Source organism: Brevibacillus massiliensis (genome assembly GCF_000311785.1).
In the GTDB taxonomy this organism is placed as follows: Bacteria; Bacillota; Bacilli; order Brevibacillales; family Brevibacillaceae; genus Brevibacillus_C; species Brevibacillus_C massiliensis.
The window spans coordinates 655,392-678,629 of the sequence record NZ_HE978536.1; the positions used below are offsets into that span (position 1 = coordinate 655,392).

Annotated in this window: 20 protein-coding genes; 12 read left to right on the plus strand and 8 right to left on the minus strand. The window is 55.6% G+C overall.

What is annotated here, in order from left to right; all coding sequences use genetic code 11:
• Nucleotides 1–23: 23 nt before the first annotated feature.
• Complete coding sequence (gene betB, locus HGBM_RS07075) at nt 24–1,511, minus strand: betaine-aldehyde dehydrogenase (protein ID WP_051029634.1); 1,488 nt, start codon at nt 1,509–1,511, stop codon at nt 24–26.
• Nucleotides 1,512–1,751: 240 nt separating this feature from the next.
• Between betB and cudC the strand changes: the two genes are divergently transcribed.
• Together cudC and HGBM_RS07085 are read left to right on the plus strand one after the other, a co-directional pair.
• Nucleotides 1,752–2,342: a choline uptake/conversion transcriptional regulator CudC gene (gene cudC / locus HGBM_RS07080; RefSeq protein WP_019120397.1), complete on the plus strand. Its 591-nt coding sequence runs from the start codon at nt 1,752–1,754 to the stop codon at nt 2,340–2,342.
• Nucleotides 2,343–2,646: 304 nt separating this feature from the next.
• Entirely contained in the window at nt 2,647–4,317 is a 1,671-nt protein-coding gene (locus tag HGBM_RS07085) for a high affinity choline transporter 1 (RefSeq protein WP_019120398.1), read from the plus strand.
• A 40-nt stretch (nt 4,318–4,357) separates the two neighbouring features.
• Here HGBM_RS07085 and selA read toward each other — a convergent pair whose 3' ends face one another.
• Nucleotides 4,358–5,788, minus strand: a complete 1,431-nt coding sequence (selA, locus tag HGBM_RS07090) for an L-seryl-tRNA(Sec) selenium transferase (RefSeq protein ID WP_019120399.1) — start codon at nt 5,786–5,788, stop codon at nt 4,358–4,360.
• Nucleotides 5,785–6,702, minus strand: coding sequence for a selenium metabolism-associated LysR family transcriptional regulator (locus HGBM_RS07095; RefSeq protein ID WP_019120400.1), 918 nt, complete (start codon nt 6,700–6,702; stop codon nt 5,785–5,787). The genes selA and HGBM_RS07095 overlap by 4 nt, the downstream gene beginning before the upstream one ends.
• A gap of 199 nt (nt 6,703–6,901) precedes the next feature.
• Here HGBM_RS07095 and yedE point away from each other — a divergent pair, with 199 nt between their 5' ends.
• The 3 genes from yedE to HGBM_RS07110 all read left to right on the plus strand — a co-directional run bounded on the left by yedE (nt 6,902) and on the right by HGBM_RS07110 (nt 9,519).
• A complete protein-coding gene (gene yedE, locus HGBM_RS07100) occupies nt 6,902–8,149 on the plus strand; it encodes a selenium metabolism membrane protein YedE/FdhT (protein ID WP_019120401.1) in 1,248 nt (415 codons plus the stop codon).
• Between the two features lie 82 nt (nt 8,150–8,231).
• Complete coding sequence (locus HGBM_RS29395; protein ID WP_245552897.1) at nt 8,232–8,411, plus strand: sulfurtransferase TusA family protein; 180 nt, start codon at nt 8,232–8,234, stop codon at nt 8,409–8,411.
• Between the two features lie 28 nt (nt 8,412–8,439).
• Nucleotides 8,440–9,519: a permease gene (locus tag HGBM_RS07110; RefSeq protein WP_019120403.1), complete on the plus strand. Its 1,080-nt coding sequence runs from the start codon at nt 8,440–8,442 to the stop codon at nt 9,517–9,519.
• A 26-nt stretch (nt 9,520–9,545) separates the two neighbouring features.
• On the opposite strand, the gene selB is transcribed toward HGBM_RS07110, so the two are convergent.
• Nucleotides 9,546–11,474: a selenocysteine-specific translation elongation factor gene (gene selB / locus HGBM_RS07115; RefSeq protein ID WP_019120404.1), complete on the minus strand. Its 1,929-nt coding sequence runs from the start codon at nt 11,472–11,474 to the stop codon at nt 9,546–9,548.
• A 263-nt stretch (nt 11,475–11,737) separates the two neighbouring features.
• Between selB and HGBM_RS07125 the strand changes: the two genes are divergently transcribed.
• From HGBM_RS07125 to HGBM_RS26865, 6 genes are all read left to right on the plus strand, one after another.
• Nucleotides 11,738–11,944, plus strand: coding sequence for a hypothetical protein (locus HGBM_RS07125; protein WP_019120405.1), 207 nt, complete (start codon nt 11,738–11,740; stop codon nt 11,942–11,944).
• A 177-nt stretch (nt 11,945–12,121) separates the two neighbouring features.
• A complete protein-coding gene (locus tag HGBM_RS07130; protein WP_019120406.1) occupies nt 12,122–13,546 on the plus strand; it encodes a sensor histidine kinase in 1,425 nt (474 codons plus the stop codon).
• Nucleotides 13,518–14,156: a response regulator transcription factor gene (locus tag HGBM_RS07135; protein ID WP_019120407.1), complete on the plus strand. Its 639-nt coding sequence runs from the start codon at nt 13,518–13,520 to the stop codon at nt 14,154–14,156. The genes HGBM_RS07130 and HGBM_RS07135 overlap by 29 nt, the downstream gene beginning before the upstream one ends.
• 115 nt (nt 14,157–14,271) lie before the next feature.
• Nucleotides 14,272–16,386, plus strand: coding sequence for an AMP-binding protein (locus HGBM_RS07140; RefSeq protein WP_019120408.1), 2,115 nt, complete (start codon nt 14,272–14,274; stop codon nt 16,384–16,386).
• Nucleotides 16,383–17,630 (plus strand): lysophospholipid transporter LplT, encoded by a 1,248-nt coding sequence (gene lplT, locus HGBM_RS07145; protein ID WP_019120409.1) that lies wholly within the window; start codon nt 16,383–16,385, stop codon nt 17,628–17,630. Before HGBM_RS07140 ends, lplT begins: the two co-directional genes overlap by 4 nt.
• Before the next feature lie 465 nt (nt 17,631–18,095).
• On the plus strand, nt 18,096–20,279 hold the full coding sequence (locus HGBM_RS26865; RefSeq protein ID WP_019120411.1) for an acyltransferase family protein: 2,184 nt from the start codon (nt 18,096–18,098) through the stop codon (nt 20,277–20,279).
• Here the strand turns inward: HGBM_RS26865 and HGBM_RS07160 are convergent.
• From HGBM_RS07160 to HGBM_RS07175, 4 genes are all read right to left on the minus strand, one after another.
• Nucleotides 20,259–20,504 carry an isochorismatase family protein gene (locus HGBM_RS07160; protein ID WP_019120412.1) on the minus strand — a complete coding sequence of 82 codons (246 nt, stop codon included), beginning with the start codon at nt 20,502–20,504 and terminating at the stop codon, nt 20,259–20,261. The genes HGBM_RS26865 and HGBM_RS07160 overlap by 21 nt on opposite strands.
• A 30-nt stretch (nt 20,505–20,534) precedes the next feature.
• Complete coding sequence (locus HGBM_RS07165) at nt 20,535–20,849, minus strand: SRPBCC family protein (RefSeq protein WP_147512815.1); 315 nt, start codon at nt 20,847–20,849, stop codon at nt 20,535–20,537.
• Between the two features lie 80 nt (nt 20,850–20,929).
• Nucleotides 20,930–21,349 (minus strand): VOC family protein, encoded by a 420-nt coding sequence (locus HGBM_RS07170; RefSeq protein ID WP_019120414.1) that lies wholly within the window; start codon nt 21,347–21,349, stop codon nt 20,930–20,932.
• Nucleotides 21,350–21,757: 408 nt separating this feature from the next.
• Nucleotides 21,758–22,078 carry an antibiotic biosynthesis monooxygenase gene (locus tag HGBM_RS07175; RefSeq protein ID WP_019120415.1) on the minus strand — a complete coding sequence of 107 codons (321 nt, stop codon included), beginning with the start codon at nt 22,076–22,078 and terminating at the stop codon, nt 21,758–21,760.
• A gap of 244 nt (nt 22,079–22,322) precedes the next feature.
• On the opposite strand from HGBM_RS07175, the gene HGBM_RS07180 reads away from it, so the two are divergent.
• Nucleotides 22,323–23,216 (plus strand): cation diffusion facilitator family transporter, encoded by an 894-nt coding sequence (locus HGBM_RS07180; protein ID WP_019120416.1) that lies wholly within the window; start codon nt 22,323–22,325, stop codon nt 23,214–23,216.
• Nucleotides 23,217–23,238: the final 22 nt, after the last annotated feature.

Consider the following 23,238-nt stretch of genomic DNA (forward strand, 5'->3'; position numbering starts at 1 on the left):
AAAGCAAGCCTCGCGAACAACATCTACAGCACTTCACTGGGTTTGGCCTGGACTTGCCCGAACCAATGCATCGGCTGAGGATTGGTGTTCATGTAAATGTGCTTCACCTCGGTGTACTCTTCCAAGCCGATGTGGCTCAGTTCGCGCCCGATGCCCGACTGTTTGTACCCGCCCCAGGGGGCCTGCGGAAAATACGGATGAAAATCGTTGATCCACGTCGTGCCCATTCGCAATTGCCGCACGACGCGCTCCGCCCGGTTCATATCTCTCGTCCACACAGCGCCCGCCAATCCGTATAGACTGTCATTGGCGAGGCGGACAGCTTCCGCTTCCGTCTCGAATTTTTCTACGGTGAGTACCGGGCCGAACGACTCTTCCTGGACAATCCGCATCCCGGTGTGGCAGTTGGTAAAAATCGTCGGTTCGAGGAAGAAGCCTTGTTGCAATTCGGGACTGCTCGGGCGTTTGCCGCCGAGGACGAGCGCGGCTCCTTCTTCCAGTCCCTGCCTGATATACGCCTCCACGCTAGCCAGATGCTCGGCGGAAATCAACGGACCCATTTGCGTCTCTTCCGCGAATCCATTCCCGATGCGAATCTGCTTCGCCCGCTCGACAACCGCTTCGACAAACCGGTCGTGGATGGACGCTTCCACCAGCAGCCTTGCCCCGGCCGAGCAGACTTGGCCGGCGTGGAAAAAGACCGCGTTCAAGGCGTAATCGACCGCCGTTTCAAATTCCGCGTCGGCAAACACGATGTTGGGATTTTTTCCGCCCAATTCCATCGAGATGCGCTTGAAGTTGTTCGCCGCCGCCTTCATGATCGCTCGGCCGGCTTCTCCGCCGCCGGTAAAGGAGATCAGATCGACCTGATCGTTTTCCGCCAGTTCCGCACCGACCGTGGACCCGGGCCCGAGCACGAGGTTTGCCACACCGGGGGGAAATCCGACTTCTTCAAAAATCTCAAAGATCTTGATCGAGGTCAGCGGGGTAATCTCCGCCGGTTTGAGAACGACCGTGTTCCCCGCCGCCAAGGCCGGAGCCAGTTTCCACGAAGCTTGCAGCAGCGGGTAATTCCACGGCGCAATCAATCCGCAAACACCTACAGGCTCGCGGACGGCTCTGCTGACCGAATGAGGGTTGGGCGACTCGATCATCATGCCGCCGTCTTTGTCAGCCAACCCGGCGTAATATTGGAACACGCCGGCGATACCGTCCATGTCAGCCAGACTTTCCGTCAGGGTTTTCCCTGTGTTCAAAGTCTCCAGTTCTGCCAGCTCCTGCTTGTTCTGCTTGATTTTCTGCGCTGTTTCAAAGAGCAGTTCTCCCCTCTCCGCAGCCCTCACCTGACGCCATTCGCCTTGATCAAATGCGGCTCGTGCCGCTTCAATGGCGTCGATCGCATCCGCACGGCTGCCGCGCGGTACGGTGGCGATCACTTCCCGATTGTAAGGATTGAGAATCTCCCTGGTCTGTTGGGAACGCCCGGCTGTCCACTTTCCGTTGATGTACATCTGCTTCAATCTTTCCACCTCCAACAAATCGTTAATAAAATTATTAATATTCAGAATTAAATTAACTATATCATCGCGGTTAAATTTTAGTCAACTACATAGTTTTCTGAAGATTCATAATTGACTTTTCAAAAGCGTTTGCTATATTAATTTTATATTGAATAATATTAATTTTTGCAATATACTGCTTAAAATCAGGTAATTTGCCTGATCCATCAAAACGCGACAAAGGAGGAAACGATGCGAGGAGCAGAACAACATTCTTTCCGGGAGAGCGACCATGAGTACGATGACTACAGCCAAATGCTTGAAGAAGCCGAAACCCTGGTCATAGACGCAATCGCCGAAACCATGGATCTGTACGGCGTCACGCCCACAATCGGCAGGCTTTACGGGGTGATGTACATGAGCGAAGACCCGATGACGCTGGATGAAATGAGCAGCCGCCTCGGGATGAGCAAGCCCCGGATGAGTACAGGGGTTCATTCCCTGATGGAAATTCAAATGATCCAAAAAGTTTGGCGAAAAGGTGAACGAAAAGATTTATACGAAGCAGAAAAGGACTTTTTCAAGACATTCGTCTCATTTTTTTGCAAAAAATGGGAACGAGAGATCATTGTAAATCTGGAGGCCATCGAAAAATCGATGGAAAAACTGCAGGAGTTAGCCCATCTTCCTAACGTACCGGAGACGATCCGGGAGAGGTCACAAAAAAAACTGCTGCAGCTTGAAGAATCTACCCGGTACTACCAGTGGCTGCGAAAACTGGTGCACGCTTGCAGAACCAAGGATATCTTCCAGATGATTGAGGAGCATGTGCCAGAGGCGTAGAACCGCCCCTTTACAGGAGGGGCTGTCAGGAGGTGGTCAGCAGGGAAAAGACTAGGTGCTGCCGCGAGAGGCAATAGAAAAGGGTGAACGTGATCGCAATGGTTGGCCTACCATATCACATTCACCCGGCTCGATGGTCCAATAGAGAGTCCCATCTACTATATAGTATACCATATACGCTTCCCGAATCGCATCTTCCAGGAACTGAACACATTATTTGGACCTGTCTGAAAAAAGTGGTGCATCGTTCTGATTGAATGAGAAGACGAATACCCAATTATTTTTTCAGAAGGAAGTGTTCAAAATGCAGGACGAGCAGGCAATTTTGCAGGAAACTCCCAAGGAAGTTTTTTGGACGCCATTAAAGACGGCTGTAGCCGGTTTTTTTGTCTTTGTTGCCGTTACATTAGTCTATACGCTCATTTCAAAAAACGAAATCTACTGGCCCGGATTATTGATGATGCTCTTGTTGTACTGCGTGTTTTACTACATCGGGGCCAAGGCTGTGATCAAGCGGAAAGGAAAAACGGACGACATGCTGGTCGCCGGGAGAGCCATGCCGCTCTGGCTCTCGATGTTTACCCTGACAGCGACCTGGGTAGGCGGCGGATACATTACCGGCACCGCTGAAAGCATATACACATCAGGGTTTGTCTGGACCCAGGCTCCTTGGTGTTACTCGGTCAGCTTGATTTTCGGCGGCATTTTCTTTGCCCGGAAGATGCGCAAACTGGAGTTTATGACGATGCTGGACCCGTTGGAGGCCCGCTTCGGCAAAAGAATGGCCGGTCTGCTGTACATCCCCGCCCTGATGGGGGAACTATTCTGGAGTGCCGCGATTTTAACCGCGCTGGGAACGACCTTTGGCGTCATTCTCGGATTAAGCTTTTCCGTTTCGATCATCATTTCCGCCGCTGTGGCGATCGCCTATACCGTCGTCGGCGGGCTGTGGGCTGTCGCCCATACCGACGTGCTGCAGTTGACGATCATGTTTATCGGTTTGTTCATCGTGCTCCCCTTTGCCTTTTCCCATGTGGGCGGATTTGAAGCCGCTTTCGCCAACTACCAGTCAGGCATGCAGGGCACGATTCGCATTTTTCCGCCTTGGGCGGGATGGAACGACCCCAACTGGGGCCATTCTTACTGGAACTGGTGGGACTATGCGCTGCTGTTGATCTTTGGGGGGATTCCCTGGAACAGTTATTTCCAGCGGGTCTTGTCTGCAAAGAACGAGAACGTGGCGATGTGGCTGTCGATCACGGCCGGCCTCCTGTGTGCCGTCGCGGCGATTCCCCCGACCCTGATTGGGATCGCCGGCTACAGCGCCAATTGGGCGGCGCTGGGGACACAAGCTCCGGAAAATTCCTCGATGATCCTCACCTATGTGTTTAAATACATGTCGCCCGATTTCGTCGGTGCGGTCGCGCTGGGCGGTTTGGCTGCAGCCGTCATCGCCGCTGTCGCCGCTTCCATGCTGTCGGCATCCGGGATGGCCGCCTGGAACGTGTATCGCCCGCTGGTCCGGCCAGAGGCGAATCCCCGCCAGCTCCAGCGGGTGATCAAGCGCTGCATCATGATCATCGGCGTGGGGTCCACCTTGATTGCCCTCAACGCCAAGAGCGTCTACGCGCTGTGGTACTTGTGCAGCGATTTGGTCTACGTCGTCCTGTTCCCGCAGTTGACCTGCGCCCTCTTTTACAAGGGGGCCAACAGCTACGGATCGCTCGCCGGTTTCATGGTAGCTCTCCTCTTGCGGATCGGAGGAGGCGAGCCGCTCCTGGGTCTGCCCCCGCTCATTCCCTATCCGATGATCGAAGATGGGGTTGTCCTGTTCCCCTTCCGCACCTTTGCCGCCGCAGCCGGGTTCGCTGCCATTTTCATCGTTTCTTTCCTCACCCGCCATCTCTGTCCGCCGCAGCCCTTGTGCAATCTGCACAAAGCCCAAGACAGCCAGGGCCGCGCGGGCGCTCCATAACCGCTCCAGCCATCTGCCAAGGGCAAAATAGGAGAGGCGATCAGCCAATCGCCTCTCCTGCCGTTTCGCTGACATCCACTTCGGTTTTGGCCAACCTGTTTATCGCCGCTCCAACGAGAGCGATCTCATCAGGCTGGATGGTACGCAGATCAAAGATCAATTCGTCTTTGGAAATGCGGGCGATGATCGCCGGCTCCCCTGTACGCAGCATCCTTTCCATCTCGTGGACAGGCCTGTCTTTTGGCCGCACAGCCAGCACCCAAGTGGGCAATTTTACGTCAGGCAGCGTTCCTCCGCCCACTTCCGTGACATCCCTCCTTACGCTGACGAAAGCCCGCACTCCGGTGATCGCAGCCGCCAACCGGCGGGCTTTCTCCTCTACTTTTCCCATCGGTGCACAGATGTCGCGCAGCGTAGGCAGTTCTTCCAGCAATCTGGTTTCGTCGGCGTACAAGCGCAGCGTAGATTCCAGCGCCGCCAATGTCAGCTTGTCAACCCGCAGGATGCGGGCCAGTTGGTTCCGCTTTAACCGGTCAATCCAGGCTTTTTTGCCGGCGATAATTCCTGCCTGCGGTCCGCCGAGCAGTTTGTCCCCGCTAAACGACACCAGATCGGCCCCGGCACGGATGACCTCCTGGATGAGCGGCTCGTCCCCGATCCCGTGTTTGCGCAGATCGTAGAGCACCCCGCTGCCCAGATCTTCGTAGACAGGGACCCCGTATTTTTTTCCAAGCGAAACGAGTTCCGGCAGCGTGACCGACTGGGTAAAACCGACCGTGCGAAAATTGCTGGTGTGCACCTTTAACAAAAGCGCCGTATGTTCACAGATGGCTCGCTCGTAATCAGCCAACCGCGTCTTGTTGGTCGTGCCCACCTCTCTTAAAATGCCGCCGCTTTGTTCCATAATCTCCGAGATGCGAAAAGACCCTCCGATCTCCACCAACTGTCCCCTGGAGACGACGACTTCTTTGTTCTTGGCCAGCTCGCTCAGGATCAAAAAGACGGCCGCGGCATTGTTGTTGACCACCATGGCCGCTTCTGCCCCGGTCAAGGACTGAATCAGTTGTTCGACGTGATCGTGGCGCGATCCCCGCGTGCCTTGGCCAATGCGGTACTCCAGATTGGAGTATTGCGAAGCGACGGAGACGACGTGTTCTACCGCTGTTTTCGCCAGAATCGCCCGTCCCAGATTGGTATGCAAAATGATGCCCGTCGCGTTGATCACGTTCGTCAGTTTTCGCCGCTTTTCCGCCAGCAGCCGGCACTTGATCTCCTCGACCATCTGCTCCACGGACAGCGCGGGTCTCTCCCCCGCTTTCACCCGTTCCCTCAGTTCGTGCAAATACTGTTGAACCTGCCTGGTTACCAGTGTAGGGGTAAAATTCTGTCCATCTGTCCACGCTTTCAATTCAGGATGCTGCGTCAACCGATGGGTGGCGGGGATTGACCGCAGTTCTAACAGTCCGCTCATCGCCCGCCCCCTGTCTGCCCCCGTAAGGATTGCGGCTGATATCTGCTCTGAAAGGCCAAAAACGATGCAACCAGCGGCGAGTTGCGGTGATCCTCCATGCAGGAGAGATAAAAGCGGCGGGAGGGGGCAAAACCATCCAGCCGGACAAGTTGGGCCCGATGGCACGCGAGCGCTCTCTTGGCGGCCAGCGAGGAGACGACGGAAGCGCCCAATCCCGCTTCCACCGCGGCAACAACGGCATCCGCGCTGCCCATCTGTCCGGCGATCTTCAACTGGCCTACGTGACAGCCTCTTTGCCGCAATTCCCTCTCCCAGGTTCGCCGCGTATCCGACTCCGGTTCACGCAGCACCCATTCTACCTCAAACAGATCTTCAAAACTGCCGATTCGGTCCAGCCACGCTTTTTCCGGCGGAACAATGATTTGCAGTTCGTCGGCAAAGAGCGGATAGGACAACAAGCCGGGATGGCGCTCCGGTTTTCCGGTGATACACACGTCCACTGTCCGCTCTTTTAACCACCCGGTGACTTTATGGCTCCCCGATACGCGGAGCTGGACGAGGACGTCGGGATAAGCGAGCCGGTATTGCTGAATCAAGGCCGGCAGGTAGTACTCCGACGGAACCGTGCTGGCGCCAATGACGAGCCTGCCTTCCAGCTTATGGCCCAGCAGCCGCCGCTCCAACTCGTCCCACAGCGCGAGAATCTGCTGCGCCTGGGTGTAGACGTGTTCCCCCTGAGCGGTTACCTGGACGCCATCGGCATGCCTCAGCAACAGTTTGGTGTGAAAATGCTCCTCCAATGCCTGCACCCGCTGTGTGATCGCCGGTTGAGAAACTGCGAGCAGCGAAGCCGCCTCTTTGTAACTTTTGGTTTGGATCACCTTTACAAAAGCCCGCAATTGGTTTACGTTCACTTTCCAAGCTTCCCTCCTTGGCGAAAACGCTAATATGCCGGCTCCTTCCGACGCGGTTCCGCTCCACTGTGAAAATTTACGTTATGATTATTATAATTTTTATTTATATCATTTACAATATTCTGTATAATATAAAAAGACAAAATTATCTAAACAAAATAATCGCGTTTACAAATCGATGGGTCAGGAGGGCAGGTGGATGTTTAGTCGGATGCTTCACAAGCTGTTTTACGATTACTGGAACCCGTATCTCACAGTAGGACTAGCCGGGTTGTTCAGTGCGCTGTACTTCGGCATTACCGGGTCGGTGTGGGCGGTGACCGGCGAATTTACGCGGTACGGCGGGCATTTGCTGCAATTGCTGCACGTCGATGTCTCCAACTGGGCTTACTTTAACCTGATCAAGTTCAGCGGAAGCCCGCTGGAGCGGACAGACGGCTGGATCGTCATCGGGATGCTGGCCGGTCCGCTGGTCACGGTGCTCCTCGGCAACCACTTCAAGCTCAGGGTTCCACAGCAAAAACGCCGGCTGTTGCAGGGATTTGCAGGCGGAATCATCGCCGGTTTCGGCGCGAGGCTGGCGTTAGGCTGCAATCTGGCCGCGTTTTTTACCGGTCTCCCGCAGTTTTCGTTCCACGCCTGGATTTTTATGCTTGCCACAGCCGCGGGCACCTTTATCGGCGTCAAAATCATCGGCACCTCCTGGTGGCGGGGCAAACCCAATCTGCAGCCGTTTGCCAAAAGCGGCGAACCGGCACGGCCAACGGGACACCCGTACCAGCGCTTCCTCGGTTCGCTGATCGGCCTTTGTTTTCTTGGCGTTGTCGTCTATCTCCTGGCCGTCGGCAAAACCATGCTGGCCGCTGCCGCCTTGTTCGGGGCCGCCTTTGGCATCCTCATCGAACGAGGGCAGATTTGCTTTACGTCCGCCTTTCGGGATTTGTGGATCAGCGGCCGCTCTGTGATGACCAAGTCCCTTGCCATCGGGATGACCGTCGGCACCATCGGAACCTTTTTCCTGATCGAAACCGGAATGCCCGCGGTCATCAAGGTTGCCGCTCCCAGCACACTGATTGGCGGACTGCTGTTTGGGATCGGCATCGTGCTTGCCGGCGGATGCGAGACCGGTTGGATGTACCGGGCGGTAGAAGGGCAGGTTCACTTCTGGGCGGTTGGCGCCGGCAACATCATCGGAGCCACCCTGCTCGCCTTTGCCTGGGATCACCTGGGCGTCTACGATGCGCTCGTCAGCGGCTGGAAGCCTGTCAATCTGATCGAAGCCTGGGGAGCCCCGCTGGCACTGGGCGGCACACTTGCTCTGCTGCTCGTTTGGTATCTTTTCTCGGTTTATTGGGAGAAGCATTACCGGTTTGCCAGCGGCAGCCACGCCGCAGGTCAACCGTATGTCAGCGGAGCATTGCCCATTGTGCCGAAGGAACAGGGCTGACAAACACGGAGGTGGAGAAATGGACAGCGAGCTGATCGATTACGTGCTGGATATTCGCGGCGAGCCGTGACCCTATCCCGTTATCTACGCGCTGGAGGCGCTGCAAAGCATGAAGCCCGGACAGGTACTGCAAGTGATCGCCGACTGTCCGCAATCGTTTCGAAGTGTTCCCGAAGAAGCGGTAAAACACGGTTACCTGCTGGCCGCCGCTCCTGAAAAGAGAGGACAAGACTTGTATTTTTACATCCGCATTCCTTTATAATAGAGAAGGGAAAGGGGGGAAAACTGTGATGCAACCGAATCTTATCCAACCTCAAAACCCTGCCCGATCCGCAGGGGCCGCCCGCAAACGGGCCGGGATTCTCCTCTTTTTTGCCCTGGCTGCAGCCGGTTTGTTCTGGGCCAAGTGGCAGCCGTATTTTTACAAAGCACTCACGGCGGCAAGGGAGCATTCCATCGGCAAATCCATTCTCCAGGATGCCTCCTCCAGCATTCCCGCTCCTTCGTGGGAAGCGGCCTGGAGCTATTCCGTGACATATTTTCTCGCGGTATGGAAAGCGCTCCTGGTAGCCACCATTCTCGCTTCACTCGTACAGGTGCTGATTCCCCGGGATTGGATTTCACGGGTACTGGGATCACCCCGATTCGCCAGCACGTGGAGGGGCGGATTGCTCTCGCTGCCCGGCATGATGTGCACCTGCTGTGCCGCTCCGATCGTCGCGGGACTGCGCAAGTGCTCCAGCTCGGTAGGGGCAGCGGCAGCCTTTTGGTTTGGCAATACCGCGCTTAATCCGGCCGTCCTCGTCTTTATGTTTTTCGTCCTGGGCTGGAAGTTCACCCTGCTGCGCTTCGTTCTCGGCGCTGTACTGGTGTTCGGGGTCACGACGCTGGCGAATCGGCTGGCGAAAAATCAGCCTGCCCTCGAACCGCTGCCGACCCCGCTCAAACAAGCGGCACAGCCTGACGACGGCAGCTTCTTGGGCCGTTGGATCAAGGCTTTCGGCAAAATGGCCTTCAGCATGACTCCGCTGTACATCTTGACTGTGATGGCCCTTGGTGCCTCCCGGGCCTGGCTGTTTCCGACGCTGGATGTGAACCTGGCGGACAACTTCTGGCTGATCGTCGCGATGTCAATCGCCGGTACGCTGTTTGTGATTCCGACCGCCGCGGAAATTCCCATCATGCAGAGCGTGATTGCGATGGGGCTGGGCAGCGGGACAGCCGCAGCGCTGATGATCACCTTGCCGGTCATCAGTCTGCCTTCGATTTTGATGGTGCGCAGGGCTTTTCCGGCCAAGGTGCTGGCCTTCCTCGCAGGCAGCGTGGTTGCGCTCGGAATCGTCGCAGGGCTGATCGGCAGCTTTTTCTAACGAACAAAAGAGGGTGAGCGGCCTGCTCACCCTCTCCATATTCTTCCCGTGTCCACCCGCCTGGTCAGCTTTTCGCGGTCAAGAGACTCGAGGAACGGTATCAGGTACTTCCGTGAAAGACCCAGCGCCTCCTTGGCAGCAGCAGGCGTAAGGACTCCCTCAACACTGCTGGCCATCCGCAGTTTATCCACACCTTTCACCCAACCGGCCCGATGCAAGTACAGGTAATCCGCCAAATGTACCAATTCCCCCCGATTCAGCAAGAACGCCTTGAAATCGCCGCCCAGTTCCTCCGGGATAGCGAATTCCTGCAAAAGCGCTCCCCAGGCGGAAGGGTGCCAGCCGTTTTGCTCCAGGGCAGCCACAGCCCGTTGCATTTGTTTCTCGCAGCCGCTCGGAAAGCCGGGCGTAAAACCAGTCAGGCACAGCGTGTTGTTGGTCTCTTGAATCATCGCATGCTGCCGTGCCTGTTCGAGGACGATCCGCCACAATTTATCGGGTACATGGCTGAAGCGGCTGCTTTTCAGCAGGGCCTTGTCCATCCCGGCACGAAGCGGGTAGGTCTGATGGTACTTGGCCAGTTCATCGACGATCTGCCGGTTCCACTGCTCCCGTGTGGCTGCAAGCAGCAGAAAACAACTTTCCTTGTCTAAAGAGCCGTCCCGTCCGATCAGCGCAAACACCTGACCCGCTTCCTGCAGCACAGTACGCAATTCCGCTTCGCCGACAGAAACGTGCTGCAATACTTCGCCGACCGTGGCGCAAGATACCCGCTCCAGGTACTGGACAAGCTGTTCCTGCAAACTCCCTTCCGCAAGCTGGTTCAACCTTTGTACGGTCGCTTGGCCGAAACGGTGCCGCTGTGCATAAGGGTCTATCACCTGGCCGCCGCCGATCGTCATCATCGGAGAAAGCCGCCTGATCACAAACGGTTCTCCCTGTTTCGTCACGACAGGCTCTTCCAACTGCAATTGGCAGACGGTTTCCTCCCCTGGTTCCAGAAGATTCCGATCAAAAAACACGATTTTTCCGATCACCTCCGAGGTGCCGAGGTGGAGACGAACTCTGGTGCGCTGCCGCAAACCGAACGAGATGCTCTCCAGCAGGGAAAACCGGACATCGATTCGCTTGCTGGCTCGGGAGTAACCGGGGGCAGCAAGCGTCATCCCCCTGCACACCGCGTCCGCGTTTCCCCCGCTGATATTGACGGCAACGCGCTCGCCGGCGACGGCCTTTGCGACCTGCCGCTTGTGGACGTGAAGCTGACGAACCCGCACCTTCGTCTCTCCCGGGAGCAGTTGTAAAACATCGCCTTCCGCTACCTTCCCTTCGTACACTGTCCCCGTTACCACCGTTCCGGCTCCCTTCACTTTAAACACCCGGTCGATCGGTATCCGAACCGGCGCATCGGACTTTCGCTGCGGCAGGCTGATGAGCTGCTGCTCTATCGTCGTCCGCAACAGATCGATCCCCGCTCCCGTCTTGCCGCTTACCGTCACCATAGGCGCCCCGCGCAAAAAAGTCCCTCCTGCCCACTCCGCCACCTCCTCTTGCACCATTGCCAGCCAGTCTTCCTCCACCGCATCGCATTTCGTCAACACGATGATCCCCGCTTTAATCCCGAGAAAGCGCAGGATATCGACGTGTTCGCGTGTCTGCGGCATAACGCCTTCATCGGCCGCGATCACCAGCAGCACCATGTCGATGCCTGCCGCTCCCGCGATCATCTGGCGGATGAAGCGTTCATGGCCGGGGACATCGACCACACCGATCACCGCTCCGCCAGGCAGAATGCAGGGGGCATATCCCGGTTCGATTGAGATTCCGCGTTCTTTTTCTTCCTTGAGGCGGTCGGTATCCACCCCTGTCAGCCGCTTGGTCAGCGTTGTTTTTCCATGGTCAATATGCCCGGCAATCCCGATCGTATGACGAAACAGCCGATCTTTTTGGTCCAACGTGCAGCCTCTCCTTTCCGCTTGCGGAACTGTGAGCCTATCAAGAGCGCTTCGTCATTATTTTATCAAATATTTTAAATATACAAAATATATTTCACGTATTGTACAAACGAAATACGAAGGACAAACACGCATCCATGTCAAGCGACAGCACCCCGTTCACCATTTCGTAAAACATTCGACGTCAGCCTGTAACATTTTACTGTTTCCTCCCTCTCCCATTCTTGTTACGTTAGTAGATGGCAAAGGAGGAAAGAAAGGAAATGAAAACCATTGTTCGGCTTAGTCAGGCAAAAGCTCATGACTTTCAGGAACTGCTGATATTGACCCGTTTTTCCAAGTTTTATATTCGTCCGCAGCTGGATGGAAAGGTAGAGTTCGTCTTTTCTACACTATCCGACTATCAGGAAAAGCTGCTGAGCCACCTGTTGCGGGATTACACCCCTTATTTGGTCACCTTGGAAAATTAGCTCAGCTTCGGCCGTTACCATGTGACATCGCTTCGTTCTCGCAACATTCCCCTCACCACTCTCCCACCCTTCCATTCCCAGGCGATTCATGCTGCTCACCCTGTTTGCAAAACCTTAAACCGCCAAGAGCATGTGTAGGTTATAATGAAAGTATCAAATTGACAGGAGAATTCCGACATGATGGTCTTGGTTTTGTTGGCGCTTTGGGCGCTCGGATTGCTGGTGCTCTTCACCGATCCGAAAAGAACTTCCACCCGCTTTGCAAGTGCCGCGGCATTTGTGGGAAGCGGCGGCTTTTTCTCTGCCGTGATTGATGAGACCCTGTTTCCCCACATGCACAGTTATGCCTCGCAGTATCCGTTACTTGCGGCCGCGATGGCGATTTGCAGCCGATTGGCCTCCTTTATCTGTCAGGTCGGGCTCCCGTACTGCTTTCTGATGTTTGCCGTCCACTCCTGCGAAACGATCGCCCGGACGTCAAAGAGAATCATCCAGTACGCCGCTCTGGTGCCGCCGCTGATCATGCTGATGATAACGCCGATCTACCCCGTGCTGCAGTTCAACTACTGGATCATGGTCGCTTGGGTCGTTCCGTATTTCATCGCGGCCTGCTCGATCCTCGTTCAGCTGTACCGGACTGAAAAAGACCCGCTGGTCAAACGGAACCGCCTGTACACCAACATCCTGATCATTGTTCCGCTGGTCTTCGTCTTCACGCTGATCTATATCATGCGGACGCAAAACAACTATGACGCCTGGCGCTACAACAGCCTGATCGTCGGAATCCAATTTCTGCTGATTTTATTCATTAGTGTGAAATACGGTTTTCTGGGAGTGAAGCTGCGCGTCGAAAAGCGCCGTCTGGACAGCACGCTGCGGGCGATGACCTCGGGAGCGCAAATCGTCAACCACACGATCAAAAACGAAGTGGGCAAAATCTCGCTGTTCGCAGAACGCATTGACACGTACGCTGCAGAAACGAACCAGGCGGCATTGCGGGAAGATGTCCGGGTCCTGATGAATTCAGCCCAGCATCTCATGGGCATGATGAACCGGATTCAGGGCCAGCTGCAGGACGTGGCGCTGCAGGAAACCGTCGTCAATCCGAGTGATGTCACCCGGCAGGTACTACGCGATCTGCAGCCGTACATCTCCCGGCAGCAAATCGATGTCGTCACCGAACTGGACGATACGCTGCGGTTGAAGTGCGATGCCGTGCAGCTCAGGGAGATTCTCACCAACCTCTGCCACAATTCCCTCGAAGCGATGAAAACCGGCGGGACTCTGACACTTCAGGTGTTTTTGTCCAAGAAGCACCTGGCAATCGCTGTATCGGACACGGGAGTCGGCATCGCCAAAGAGAACCTGCCCCATGTGCTTGACCCGTTTTTTTCGACCAAGAAGACCGGTCAGAACTTTGGACTGGGTCTGTCCTACTGCTACAACGCGATGCAAAAACATCAGGGCTCATTAGAAATATACAGTGTCCCCGGCGAAGGAACAACGATCTACCTGTACTTTCCGCGCAAGCGCGTCGTCTCGCCGGAGAGCTTGGCTGCCAAGGAGGCGCTTCATGGAGAAAATACGCGTATTTATTGTTGAGGACGACGCAGACTGGCAGAAGGGTCTGGCGGACTATCTCGAAAAGCAGGCTGATCTCGCCGTCGTCGGCACCGCCCAGACCAAGGAAGCGGCTCTGGCGTGGTTCCGGCAGATGGATGCCGATGTCGTCCTGATGGACATCAATCTGACCGAGAACAATCTCGACGGCATCGAAGCGGCATTGGAGCTGGCCGAACTGCGTCCCGATTGCAAGCTGATCATGCTCACCTCCCTGACAGCGGATGACGTGATCATCGAGGCCTTTTCCGCAGGGGCGGTCAATTACATCGGAAAATCCGATTTTAGGGAGATTCCCGAGGCGATTCGCGCCGCCCACAGCCGTCAATCGTCGATCCATCCCACCGCCGCCGCCGTTTTGCGCCAGGAATTTCTGCGGCTGAAAAGCGAGGCAGACCAGAAGCTGCTGTCCCCGGCGGAAAAAGAACTGCTGCAGCTCATCCATCAGGGACAGACCCAATCGCAAATCGAAAAAACCCTGCACATCACCAGGCGGACGATCAAGAATCACATCAACCGGATTCTGAAAAAAATGGGCGTCAAAACGAGCAAAGAAGCCGCTGCCAAAGCCAAGCAAAAACGGCTGTTTTAAATTTGGTCCTGAGTCTTATGACCAGGTACTAAGCAAAGTTGGTACTTTTTTTGCTTTTGCCACACCTTAGAATGAAAGCTATAAGCAATCATTCTGTTCTAAAGGGTGTGGTTTTATGTTTCTCCTTCACGCTTTGCTGAAGTACGTTTTGATCCTCTGGTTTCGCCCCCGGATCAATGGGCTGGGCAACATCGATTTTTCCCGGCCCGCGATCATCACCCCCAACCACGTTTCCCTGGTGGATGCGGTTCTGCTGTCTTTTTCCCTGCCCGCCCAGGTGACGTTTGTGGCCAATACGGAAATCGCGAAAAAGTTTTCGTTTTTCCTGCGCTTTCGCAAGCACATCACCGTAGATCCGCTGAATCCCTACTCGATCAGGCAGATGATCCGGGTCGTAAAGGGCGGCGAATCGCTGGTCATTTTCCCGGAAGGGCGGATCACGACGACCGGCGGCCTGATGAAAATCTACAGCGGCGTAGGCTACCTCGCCCTGCGAACGGGCGCTGCCGTCTACCCGGTCGCGATCGAAGGTTTGGAACGTTCCGTCTTCTCCTACCTAAGGGGCAAGGTGAGACTCGCCTGGTTCCCGAACGTGACGATCTCCATCGGGACGCCGTTCACGCTGGAAAAGCGGGAGAACGTCCCGATGAGAGAGCAAAAGGCGGCCGCGAGCGACTTTATCCTCCGCACGATGCAATCGGCGCTGTTTCAGGCCCGGATGAAGCAGGAGGTCAACCTGTTCGACGAGGTGCTCCTGGCGGCAAAGCTGTCCGGACGCAAGCAAGTCATCGCCAAGGACCTGACCGCTGCCGTCTCGTATCGCACCTTGCTGATCGGAAGCTACCTGCTCGGCAGCAAGCTGAAAGCACTGCTTGCCGGCAGAACGAACGTCGGCGTGCTTCTGCCCAATTCCATCGGCCACCTGATCACCCTGCTGTCCCTCTTTCGGATCGGGACGACTCCGGCGATCCTGAACTTTTCGCTGGGGATTCGCTCCCTCCTGGATTGCTGTGAGACGGCAGAGATCAAGACGATTCTGACCTCACGGGCGTTCATTGAAAAAGGCAAGCTGGAGCATTTGATCACAGGGCTGCAGGAGCAGGTCGATATCATCTACCTGGAGGACGTCAAAGCCTCCGCTACTTTTCCGGATAAACTGGCAGCCTTCTGCCGCTATCTGACCCGGCAGCGGGCGCAGGCGGGCAATAGCGAACTGATTCTCTTTACCTCGGGGAGCGAGAGCAAGCCAAAAGGCGTCGTGCTGACGCATGCCAACTTGTACGCCAACATCCAGCAAGTCAGAAGCGTGATCGACTTGACGCAAAAAGACAAAATTTTAAATGCGCTCCCGATGTTTCACAGCTTCGGACTGACGGCAGGCACGCTCCTGCCGGTGGTCACGGGCATTCCGGTGTACCTCTATCCCAGCCCGCTCCATTTCAAGATCATCTCCGAGCTTTGTTACGACCAGAACATCACGCTTCTGTTTGGCACGTCCACGTTTCTTTCGGCCTACGGCAAAATGGCTCACCCCTACAACTTTTACTCGCTTCGCTACGTCTTTGCCGGAGCGGAAAAGCTGAAAGACGACGTGCGGCAGATGTGGATGGACAATTTCGGCGTGCGGATTTTTGAAGGGTACGGCGCGACGGAGACTTCCCCGATACTCTCCCTTAATACGCCGCTGGCAAACAGGCGGGGAACGGTCGGACGCCTGCTGCCGGGGATCGAAGCCCGGGTCGAAGCGGTGGAGGGCATCGCTGCAGGGGGCCAGCTGTTGGTCAAAGGGCCCAATGTGATGAAAGGCTACCTCATCCACGGAAAGGGGTTCCTTCCTGCCGGTGAGTGGTATTCGACCGGCGATTTGGTTACGCTCGATGCCGACGGCTACCTCTCCATCCAATCCCGGCTGAAGCGCTTCGCCAAAATCGCCGGGGAGATGGTCTCGCTCAACCTGGTCGAAGAACTGGCCGCCCAATGCTTCGGTCACTCGGACTTTGCTGCCATCGCGATTCACGATCAGCGCAAAGGAGAGCGGATCCTGCTCTACACCTCGGACGATACCGCCCAAATGGGGTCACTGCGGGCTTACGCGGCTGAAAAGCAATTTTCGCCCCTGCTGCTCCCGGCCGCGATCCGTGTTGTGGAAAAACTGCCCCTGCTCGGCAGCGGAAAGACGGATTATGTCAGCCTGAAACAATGGGCGGAACAAGGAGGAAAAGCATCGTGATCAAGCCGCTTCGCGCGTTGAATTTCACCCAATTTTTGTCTGCCTTTGCCGACAACATGATCATCCTGGTCGCCATCGCGATCATTCACGACCAGCACCTGCCCTTAAAGTACATCGGCTTCGTCCAGGCCGCCTTCCTCGTCGCGTACATCGTCCTCGCCCCCGTGGTCGGGACCTTTGCCGAGAGGAACCCGAAGTCGCAAGTCCTCTTGCTTGGAAACCTGCTGAAGGCATTGTCCGCTGTCTGCTTCCTGGCCGGGCTGCATCCGGTGCCAAGCTACGCCGTGACCGGGATTGCCTGCGCCTTTTACGGACCGGCGAAGTACGGCATCCTGCCGGATCTGACGAACAGCGAAGAGGAACTGCTGAAAGCCAACGCCAAGCTGGAAGGGTACACGATCGTCGCGATTCTGGCCGGAACACTGGCCGGCGGTCTGGCTGTCAATTCCTTCGGCATCGCCACATCGCTTTGCATCTGTCTCGGCCTTTACCTCGTCTCGTTCGCTGTGACTTTCGCCATTCCCCGGTTTGAGGGAAATCGCAGGCTTCGCTACGCCCGGGAGGCCGCCCGCTTTTTCTCGGTGGACTGCGGGACATTATTCCGGCATCCCGTCACGAGATTTGCGCTGATCGGCACAGGAGCGTTCTGGATGGCAGCCGTCGTGCTGCGGACAGCCGCCTTTGCCTGGATTCCGCTCGCCTACAGCTCCGTCCTGATTGCCGGAAAAGAGGAGACGCAAATCTCCATGATCATCGCCTCGACTGCGATTGGCATCATAATCGGCGCCTTGTCGGCTCCGTACCTCGTGTCCGTCAGGAACTATTTTCGCTCTTACTTGTTCGGTCTGTTGATGATCCCGATCCTGCTGGCGTTTCCTTATGTACACAATCTGTATGTAACCGTGATCTTCCTCTTGGTGGTCGGATTCTTCGGCGGCGTGTTCGTGGTCCCGATGAACTCCGTACTGCAGGACCGCGGGAAACCGCTGATTGGCACAGGCAAGGTCATCGCTGTACAAAATTTTGTCGAAAATTCGCTGATGGCCGTGGGTACCGGACTGTATGTGCTGACCACCAGCATCGTCCCCGGCTGGGTCGGGGCAGACAGTTCCGGGGCCAACCTCGATTTTATTTCCTGCGCCATTTTTGGAATGGGCATCATTCTGGCCGGGTTTGTAGCTGTCCTTCGCTGGCATGTTCTCGTGCTGCGAAATGAGGGAAAACAGGCGGACAGCAGCCTTTGAAAATTTTTGTCGTTAATTTAATTTTTTTGTAACCAATTCCGATTCGCTGCGTCCTATAGTAGAGGTATCAAAACGAACGGAAAGGGAGTCCTCCCCATGAAGGAATGACAACGATCTACAGCTGCCGGTTTTAAGATGACGTTAACCAAATGAACGCCTATGACCGCCAAGCGAACAGCACATCACGATGACGGGCAATACGGATCAAAACTCAAGGGACATGGGATTCGTGCAGGGATCCCGGCTCCCTTCGCCACCCCGTTTTCTTCATAGAAATCTGGGGTTTTTGTATGGAGGCGCCCCGTATGTGGTCAAGTTTGGCGGCAATCCCCCTGTACGGGGGAAAACATAGAATTTACTGTAATGGAGAGGGCAGAGTACAGATGAAACAAAAGACGAAACCAGATCAGAATGGCAAGCGTTTGACACAAGGGCGCGTACAAACAGGCAGAGGGGGCAGCCGATATGCCTGAACCGATCAAAGGCCGCGGCCGCTACATGGCCGGTTTGGACGGACTGCGGGCATTGGCGGTATTGGCCGTCATCGCTTACCACCTCCATCTGGACCTGGCCCCTGGCGGACTCTTGGGCGTTGGCGTGTTCTTCGTGCTGTCCGGTTACCTCATCACGGACCTGCTCGTCGCCGAATGGGCCAAAAACAGACGGCTCGATCTGAAAGACTTCTGGCTGCGGCGATTCCGCCGGCTGCTGCCCGCGCTGCTCGTCATGCTCATCGCAGTCGTCCTATGGCTGGCGCTCTTCAACCTCCCCCAGCTTATCGCACTGCGCAGAGACATCCTGTCGGGGGTGCTGTACGTCAGCAATTGGTGGTACATCTTCCACCAGGTATCGTACTTTGAACAGTTTGGCCCCCCCTCCCCTTTCGGTCACCTCTGGTCGCTGGCGGTGGAAGAGCAGTTCTACCTGCTGTGGCCGCTGGCGCTGTACGCCGGGCTGCGGTTCGCTCCGAGGCGGGGACCGTTGGCCGGGTTGATCCTGACGGGTGCGGCCGCCTCGGCACTGGCGATGGCCCTGATCTATCAGCCGGGCAGCGATCCGAGCCGGGTCTACTACGGCACAGACACCAGGGCCTTCGGTCTGCTCATCGGGTCGGCGCTGGCGCTGGTCTGGCCGAGCCGGAAGCTCTCCGCCAATGTCGCCGCCGCGACCCGGGTGACGCTAGACCTGGCCGGCGGTGCCGGACTCTTTATCATCCTCCTGATGATTGGGCAGACCAATCAGTACGACCCGCTTCTCTACCCTGCAGGACTCATCATGCTGTCGCTCGCGGCCGCGGCAGTGGTAGCCGTACTCGCCCACCCGGCCAGCCTGCTTGGCCGCGCGCTGGGCTGGAAGCCGCTGCGCTGGCTCGGGGTGCGTTCCTACGGCATCTACCTGTGGCACTACCCGGTCATCGCACTGACCAGCCCCGTGGTGAACACCGACGGGATCGACGTCCCGCGAGCCATCCTCCAGTTGGCAGCCAGCATCGGGCTTGCCGCCCTGTCGTGGCGGTTTGTCGAGGATCCGATCCGCCGCGGCCTACTAGGAAGACTCTGGTCAGAGAGGAGACACCGGGATCGGCAGGCACGCGGGCCGATCATCCGCTGGACCGCTTCGGCTGCTGCGGTGTGTGCGCTGCTCGCGCTCGGTTTGTCCGTCATCGGAGCAGCAAACCCGGCGGTAAACGCAAATGCGAGCAGCTCTCAAGACACTGCCGGCAGCGGTGCGCCGCAGGCGAAAACGCCGCAAAATCCCCATCCCGAACAGCAGCAGCCAGGCCGCACGAATGACAGCGGACAGGCGAAGCCAGGCGGCCCGGCAGAACAGACCGGCAGGCCTTCGCCCGCAGACAAGTCGAACCAGGATCATAAAGCCAACAACGATCATTCCACACAAAACAGCGGCCAGACGAAACACGACAGCTCCACACAGAATGGGAGCCAGGCGACGAACAATGGCCCCGTGCAGAACGGCAGCCAGGCAAAGCAGAATGGCTCCGCACAGAACGGAGGCAAGGAGAAACAGGATGGTGCCGCGAAAAACGGCGGCAAGGCAGCCGGCGAGCCGACACAAACGGACAGCGGTCCGGGAAAGACCGGCATATCGGACTCCGTCCCGATTACATCGGGAGAAGGGGTGACGGCATTTGGCGACTCTGTCTTGCTCGACGTCGCTCCCTATCTGGAAAAACTTTTGCCGGGCATCGTGATCGACGCCAAGATTGGCCGCCAAATGTCGCAAGCCCCGGAAGTCGTGGCAAAGCTAAAGGCGGAAGGCAAATTGGGCAATCGGGTGATTATTGAACTTGGCACGAACGGCTCCTTTACCAAGAACCAACTGATATCGCTGCTCCAATCGCTCGGCGATCCCCAGCAGGTCATCCTGGTCAACACCCGCGTCCCCCGTCCGTGGGAGGGAGTCGTCAACTCGACAATCACCGAGGTAGCCGCTCTCTTCCCCCACATTACGCTTGTCGATTGGTATGCGGCGAGTGCCGGCAAAAGCTCGTTTTTCGCACCCGATGGCGTCCACCTCAACCGCGAAGGTGCCCAGTTCTACGCCTCTCTCTTGGCCAAGGCAATCGCGCCGGAACCAAATCATGGCAAGGCTGCCGCAGCAAGCGCGTCAGAAGAGAAAAAGCAGTAAATGAGAGAAAGCCGTGACTCTTTTCAGGTCACGGCTTCCTTTCACCCGTTGGATCGTTTGTGAAACGGGGGCGGCAAACCCGGCTACCACAACAAATTCAACGCCATCTTGGCGAAGGACTTGCTCCAAATCGGTTTGCCAGAATGCATTTGGGAACTGCTTCATCACTCGGATGTCCTTATGCCCGACAGTGATCCGGGGAATGATCCGAAGCCCGATTTTCAAAATATTCCTCCTCTTTCGGTTTTGCCGGAATCAGACCTTCGCCAGATAATCCGCAAGTTGGTCAAAGGTTCCCGCAAGCCCCAGCTTAATGTTGTCGCTCATGGCATCGTAGGTGCTCTGCTCCTCTTCTGCCGCGTTGATGGGACCTCCCCACATCGCAAACGCCGTCTTGCCATCCTGCTCTTCAAATGTCAGGATATTCAGGATTTCCAGCGGCCATGTGGGGCTAAAGGGTGCCCTTATCGTATTGCCTTCTTCGTCAGAAAAGGAGTTGACAAAGACGAGTTTCTCATTCGAAATGACCTCGCGATACACAGATGTGCACGTGTGGTCAAGATCGGAAATAGCGAACGATAATCATCATGCAAGCACAAGCGGCTCATCTCCTCTCCCTGCTTTTTTCTATAGAGCCGTTTGGCGATTGCTCACGCGGGACTGCTTTTGGCTAAGTTTAATTGCCACGAAACACCGTACTTATCTGCAACCCAGCCGAACTTTTCACTGAATGGGTACGCTGCCAGCGGCATGAGGACAGAGCCGTCTTGAGCCAGGCGCTGAAAGACGCGATCAATCTCCTCTTCCGTGTCGCACGTGACATAGAGAGACATGGCCGGTGTAAAGGTAAAGTCATGCTTTACGCTGCTGTCGATACACATGAATACTTGTCCTTTCAAGGAAAAGGCAGCCTGCATCACTGTCCCCTCGGCTCCCGCTTCATTCGGGCCGTAGCGGGCAATGCTGATGATTTCCGACTGGTCGAATAAAGAGGTGTAAAACTTCATGGCCTCTTCGGCTTGGCCTGAGAACATCAAAAATGTGGTGACCTTTGGAATCGAATGACCCATTTCCTTCACCCTCCATCTGTTAGCGTTTCGCGTACAGCAGCATATCGCTCGACGATTTGGCAGCTGTTGGCGATATAGGTTTCGTAATTCATTTTGATCATCTCAACAGAATTTTATGATTTCTACTATTGTAACTTATGTTAGTGGAGGTTTGTTTCTTATCGATTGCTATTTTTTGATCCTTCATCGTAAATCCCGTCTTTCCATACGATATCCCCATTGCTCGATAAAGCTTCAACTTTCAGGGGGGCGGGTCTTACAACATTATACGATGGAATTCCAGACATTCCCAGACCTGAAATACCGAATTTCCTCCCTTATATCGCCTGGAGCTCTGGACATGAAAATACATAAAAAAGCCAACACCTGTTCATGTTGACGACAAGTGCTGACCTGCAGCTGCATTTTTTACTCAACGGCCGTCTTGACCGCTTTCACTTCATACAAGCCGCCCTCGGAGCTGATGATGTACTCCGGCTTGGGCTTCCCAAGGTTTGCCTTATGAGCGGCGATATGGACGTCGCTTTTTTCCCACTGCTTCCAGTGCTGCTCCGATTCCCAGCGAGTCAGGACCATGACCTCTTCTTCACCGCGTCTGACTTTTTTCACCATGACCGTCGAATCGACAAATCCTTCCTGTCGTTCGATGATGCCCGCACCGCTGAAGCGCTGTACCACTTGATCCGCATTGCCTTCGGTGACTGTTATTTTTCTTACCTGGACAAACATCTGACCATCTCCCGTGATTGAGTCTATTTTCAATCATTATAATTGATAATGATTTTCATCGTCAACGAAAAGGATGGTTCTGCCAATCCTCATCGGGGCCTGGACAAACCGGTTTGTTTCCTCCAGGCAAATTCTTTTCCGTTCCACTACATACCTGCTTCTCTTAAAAACTGTTTCTCTAGACCCACACGAAATTCATTTGTTATGATGAAAATCGCTTGAAATGGAGTTGGAGGATTGAGTGATGGAAAGCTACGGCGACTACAAAAAAGGGGAAATTGGGGCCTGGATCAGTATTGTCACCTACCTCGTTTTATCGGCAGGCAAACTTATCATTGGCTATTTTTATCATTCCGAAGCGCTGTTCGCGGACGGATTCAACAATTCCACGGATATCATCGCTTCCCTGGCTGTCCTCGTCGGACTGCGGATCTCGCAAAAGCCCGCAGACCACGACCATCCCTACGGCCATTTTCGCGCCGAGACGATATCCTCGCTGGTTGCGTCCTTCATCATGCTTGCTGTCGGTCTGCAGGTTTTTTATCAAGGCGTGACGGCGTTTTATCGGCCGGAGAGCAATACGCCTGACAGCATCACGGCATGGGCTGCCGCTTGTTCTGCCGTCGTGATGTACCTGGTGTACCGTTACAATACGAGATTGGCGAAAAAAATAAACAGCGGCGCCCTCGCGGCGGCGGCCAAGGATAACCTGTCGGATGCCTTGGTGAGTGTCGGTGCGCTGCTCGCGATTGTGGGCTCGCAGTACGGCATGCCGTGGCTGGACGCAGTAACAGCCATTCTGATCGGGCTTTTCATCTGCAAAACCGCTTGGGGCATCTTCCGGGATGCCACCCACTCGCTCACGGATGGCTTTGACTCCGCGAAGCTGCTCCTGCTCAAGAAGACAATTGCGTCCACTCCCGGCGTTTCCGCGATTCGCGATATAAAAGCCCGGCAGCTCGGCAACCGCATCCTGGTAGATGTCGTCATTCTGGTGGAGGATCGCTTGACCGTGCGGGAGAGCCACCTCATCACCGAAGAAATCGAGGAGAGACTGCTGAATAAACATCAAATCAGGTATACGCATATTCATATTGAACCGGCAGTGAACACTTCTCCCACTTCCACCTGCAGCTAATGCTGATAAGGTGGTTTTTTTT

Bases quoted from the DNA above. Each gene is read 5' to 3' on its own strand.
- HGBM_RS07130 (WP_019120406.1), top strand. From the start codon at position 12,122: ATGATGGTCTTGGTTTTGTTGGCGCTTTGGGCGCTCGGATTGCTGGTG.
- betB (WP_051029634.1), bottom strand. From the start codon at position 1,511: ATGTACATCAACGGAAAGTGGACAGCCGGGCGTTCCCAACAGACCAGG.
- HGBM_RS07085 (WP_019120398.1), top strand. From the start codon at position 2,647: ATGCAGGACGAGCAGGCAATTTTGCAGGAAACTCCCAAGGAAGTTTTT.
- HGBM_RS07180 (WP_019120416.1), top strand. From the start codon at position 22,323: ATGGAAAGCTACGGCGACTACAAAAAAGGGGAAATTGGGGCCTGGATC.
- yedE (WP_019120401.1), top strand. From the start codon at position 6,902: ATGTTTAGTCGGATGCTTCACAAGCTGTTTTACGATTACTGGAACCCG.
- HGBM_RS07135 (WP_019120407.1), top strand. From the start codon at position 13,518: ATGGAGAAAATACGCGTATTTATTGTTGAGGACGACGCAGACTGGCAG.
- HGBM_RS26865 (WP_019120411.1), top strand. From the start codon at position 18,096: ATGCCTGAACCGATCAAAGGCCGCGGCCGCTACATGGCCGGTTTGGAC.
- HGBM_RS07140 (WP_019120408.1), top strand. From the start codon at position 14,272: ATGTTTCTCCTTCACGCTTTGCTGAAGTACGTTTTGATCCTCTGGTTT.
- HGBM_RS07125 (WP_019120405.1), top strand. From the start codon at position 11,738: ATGAAAACCATTGTTCGGCTTAGTCAGGCAAAAGCTCATGACTTTCAG.
- HGBM_RS07110 (WP_019120403.1), top strand. From the start codon at position 8,440: ATGCAACCGAATCTTATCCAACCTCAAAACCCTGCCCGATCCGCAGGG.
- HGBM_RS07175 (WP_019120415.1), bottom strand. From the start codon at position 22,078: ATGTTTGTCCAGGTAAGAAAAATAACAGTCACCGAAGGCAATGCGGAT.
- HGBM_RS07170 (WP_019120414.1), bottom strand. From the start codon at position 21,349: ATGGGTCATTCGATTCCAAAGGTCACCACATTTTTGATGTTCTCAGGC.
- cudC (WP_019120397.1), top strand. From the start codon at position 1,752: ATGCGAGGAGCAGAACAACATTCTTTCCGGGAGAGCGACCATGAGTAC.
- selA (WP_019120399.1), bottom strand. From the start codon at position 5,788: ATGAGCGGACTGTTAGAACTGCGGTCAATCCCCGCCACCCATCGGTTG.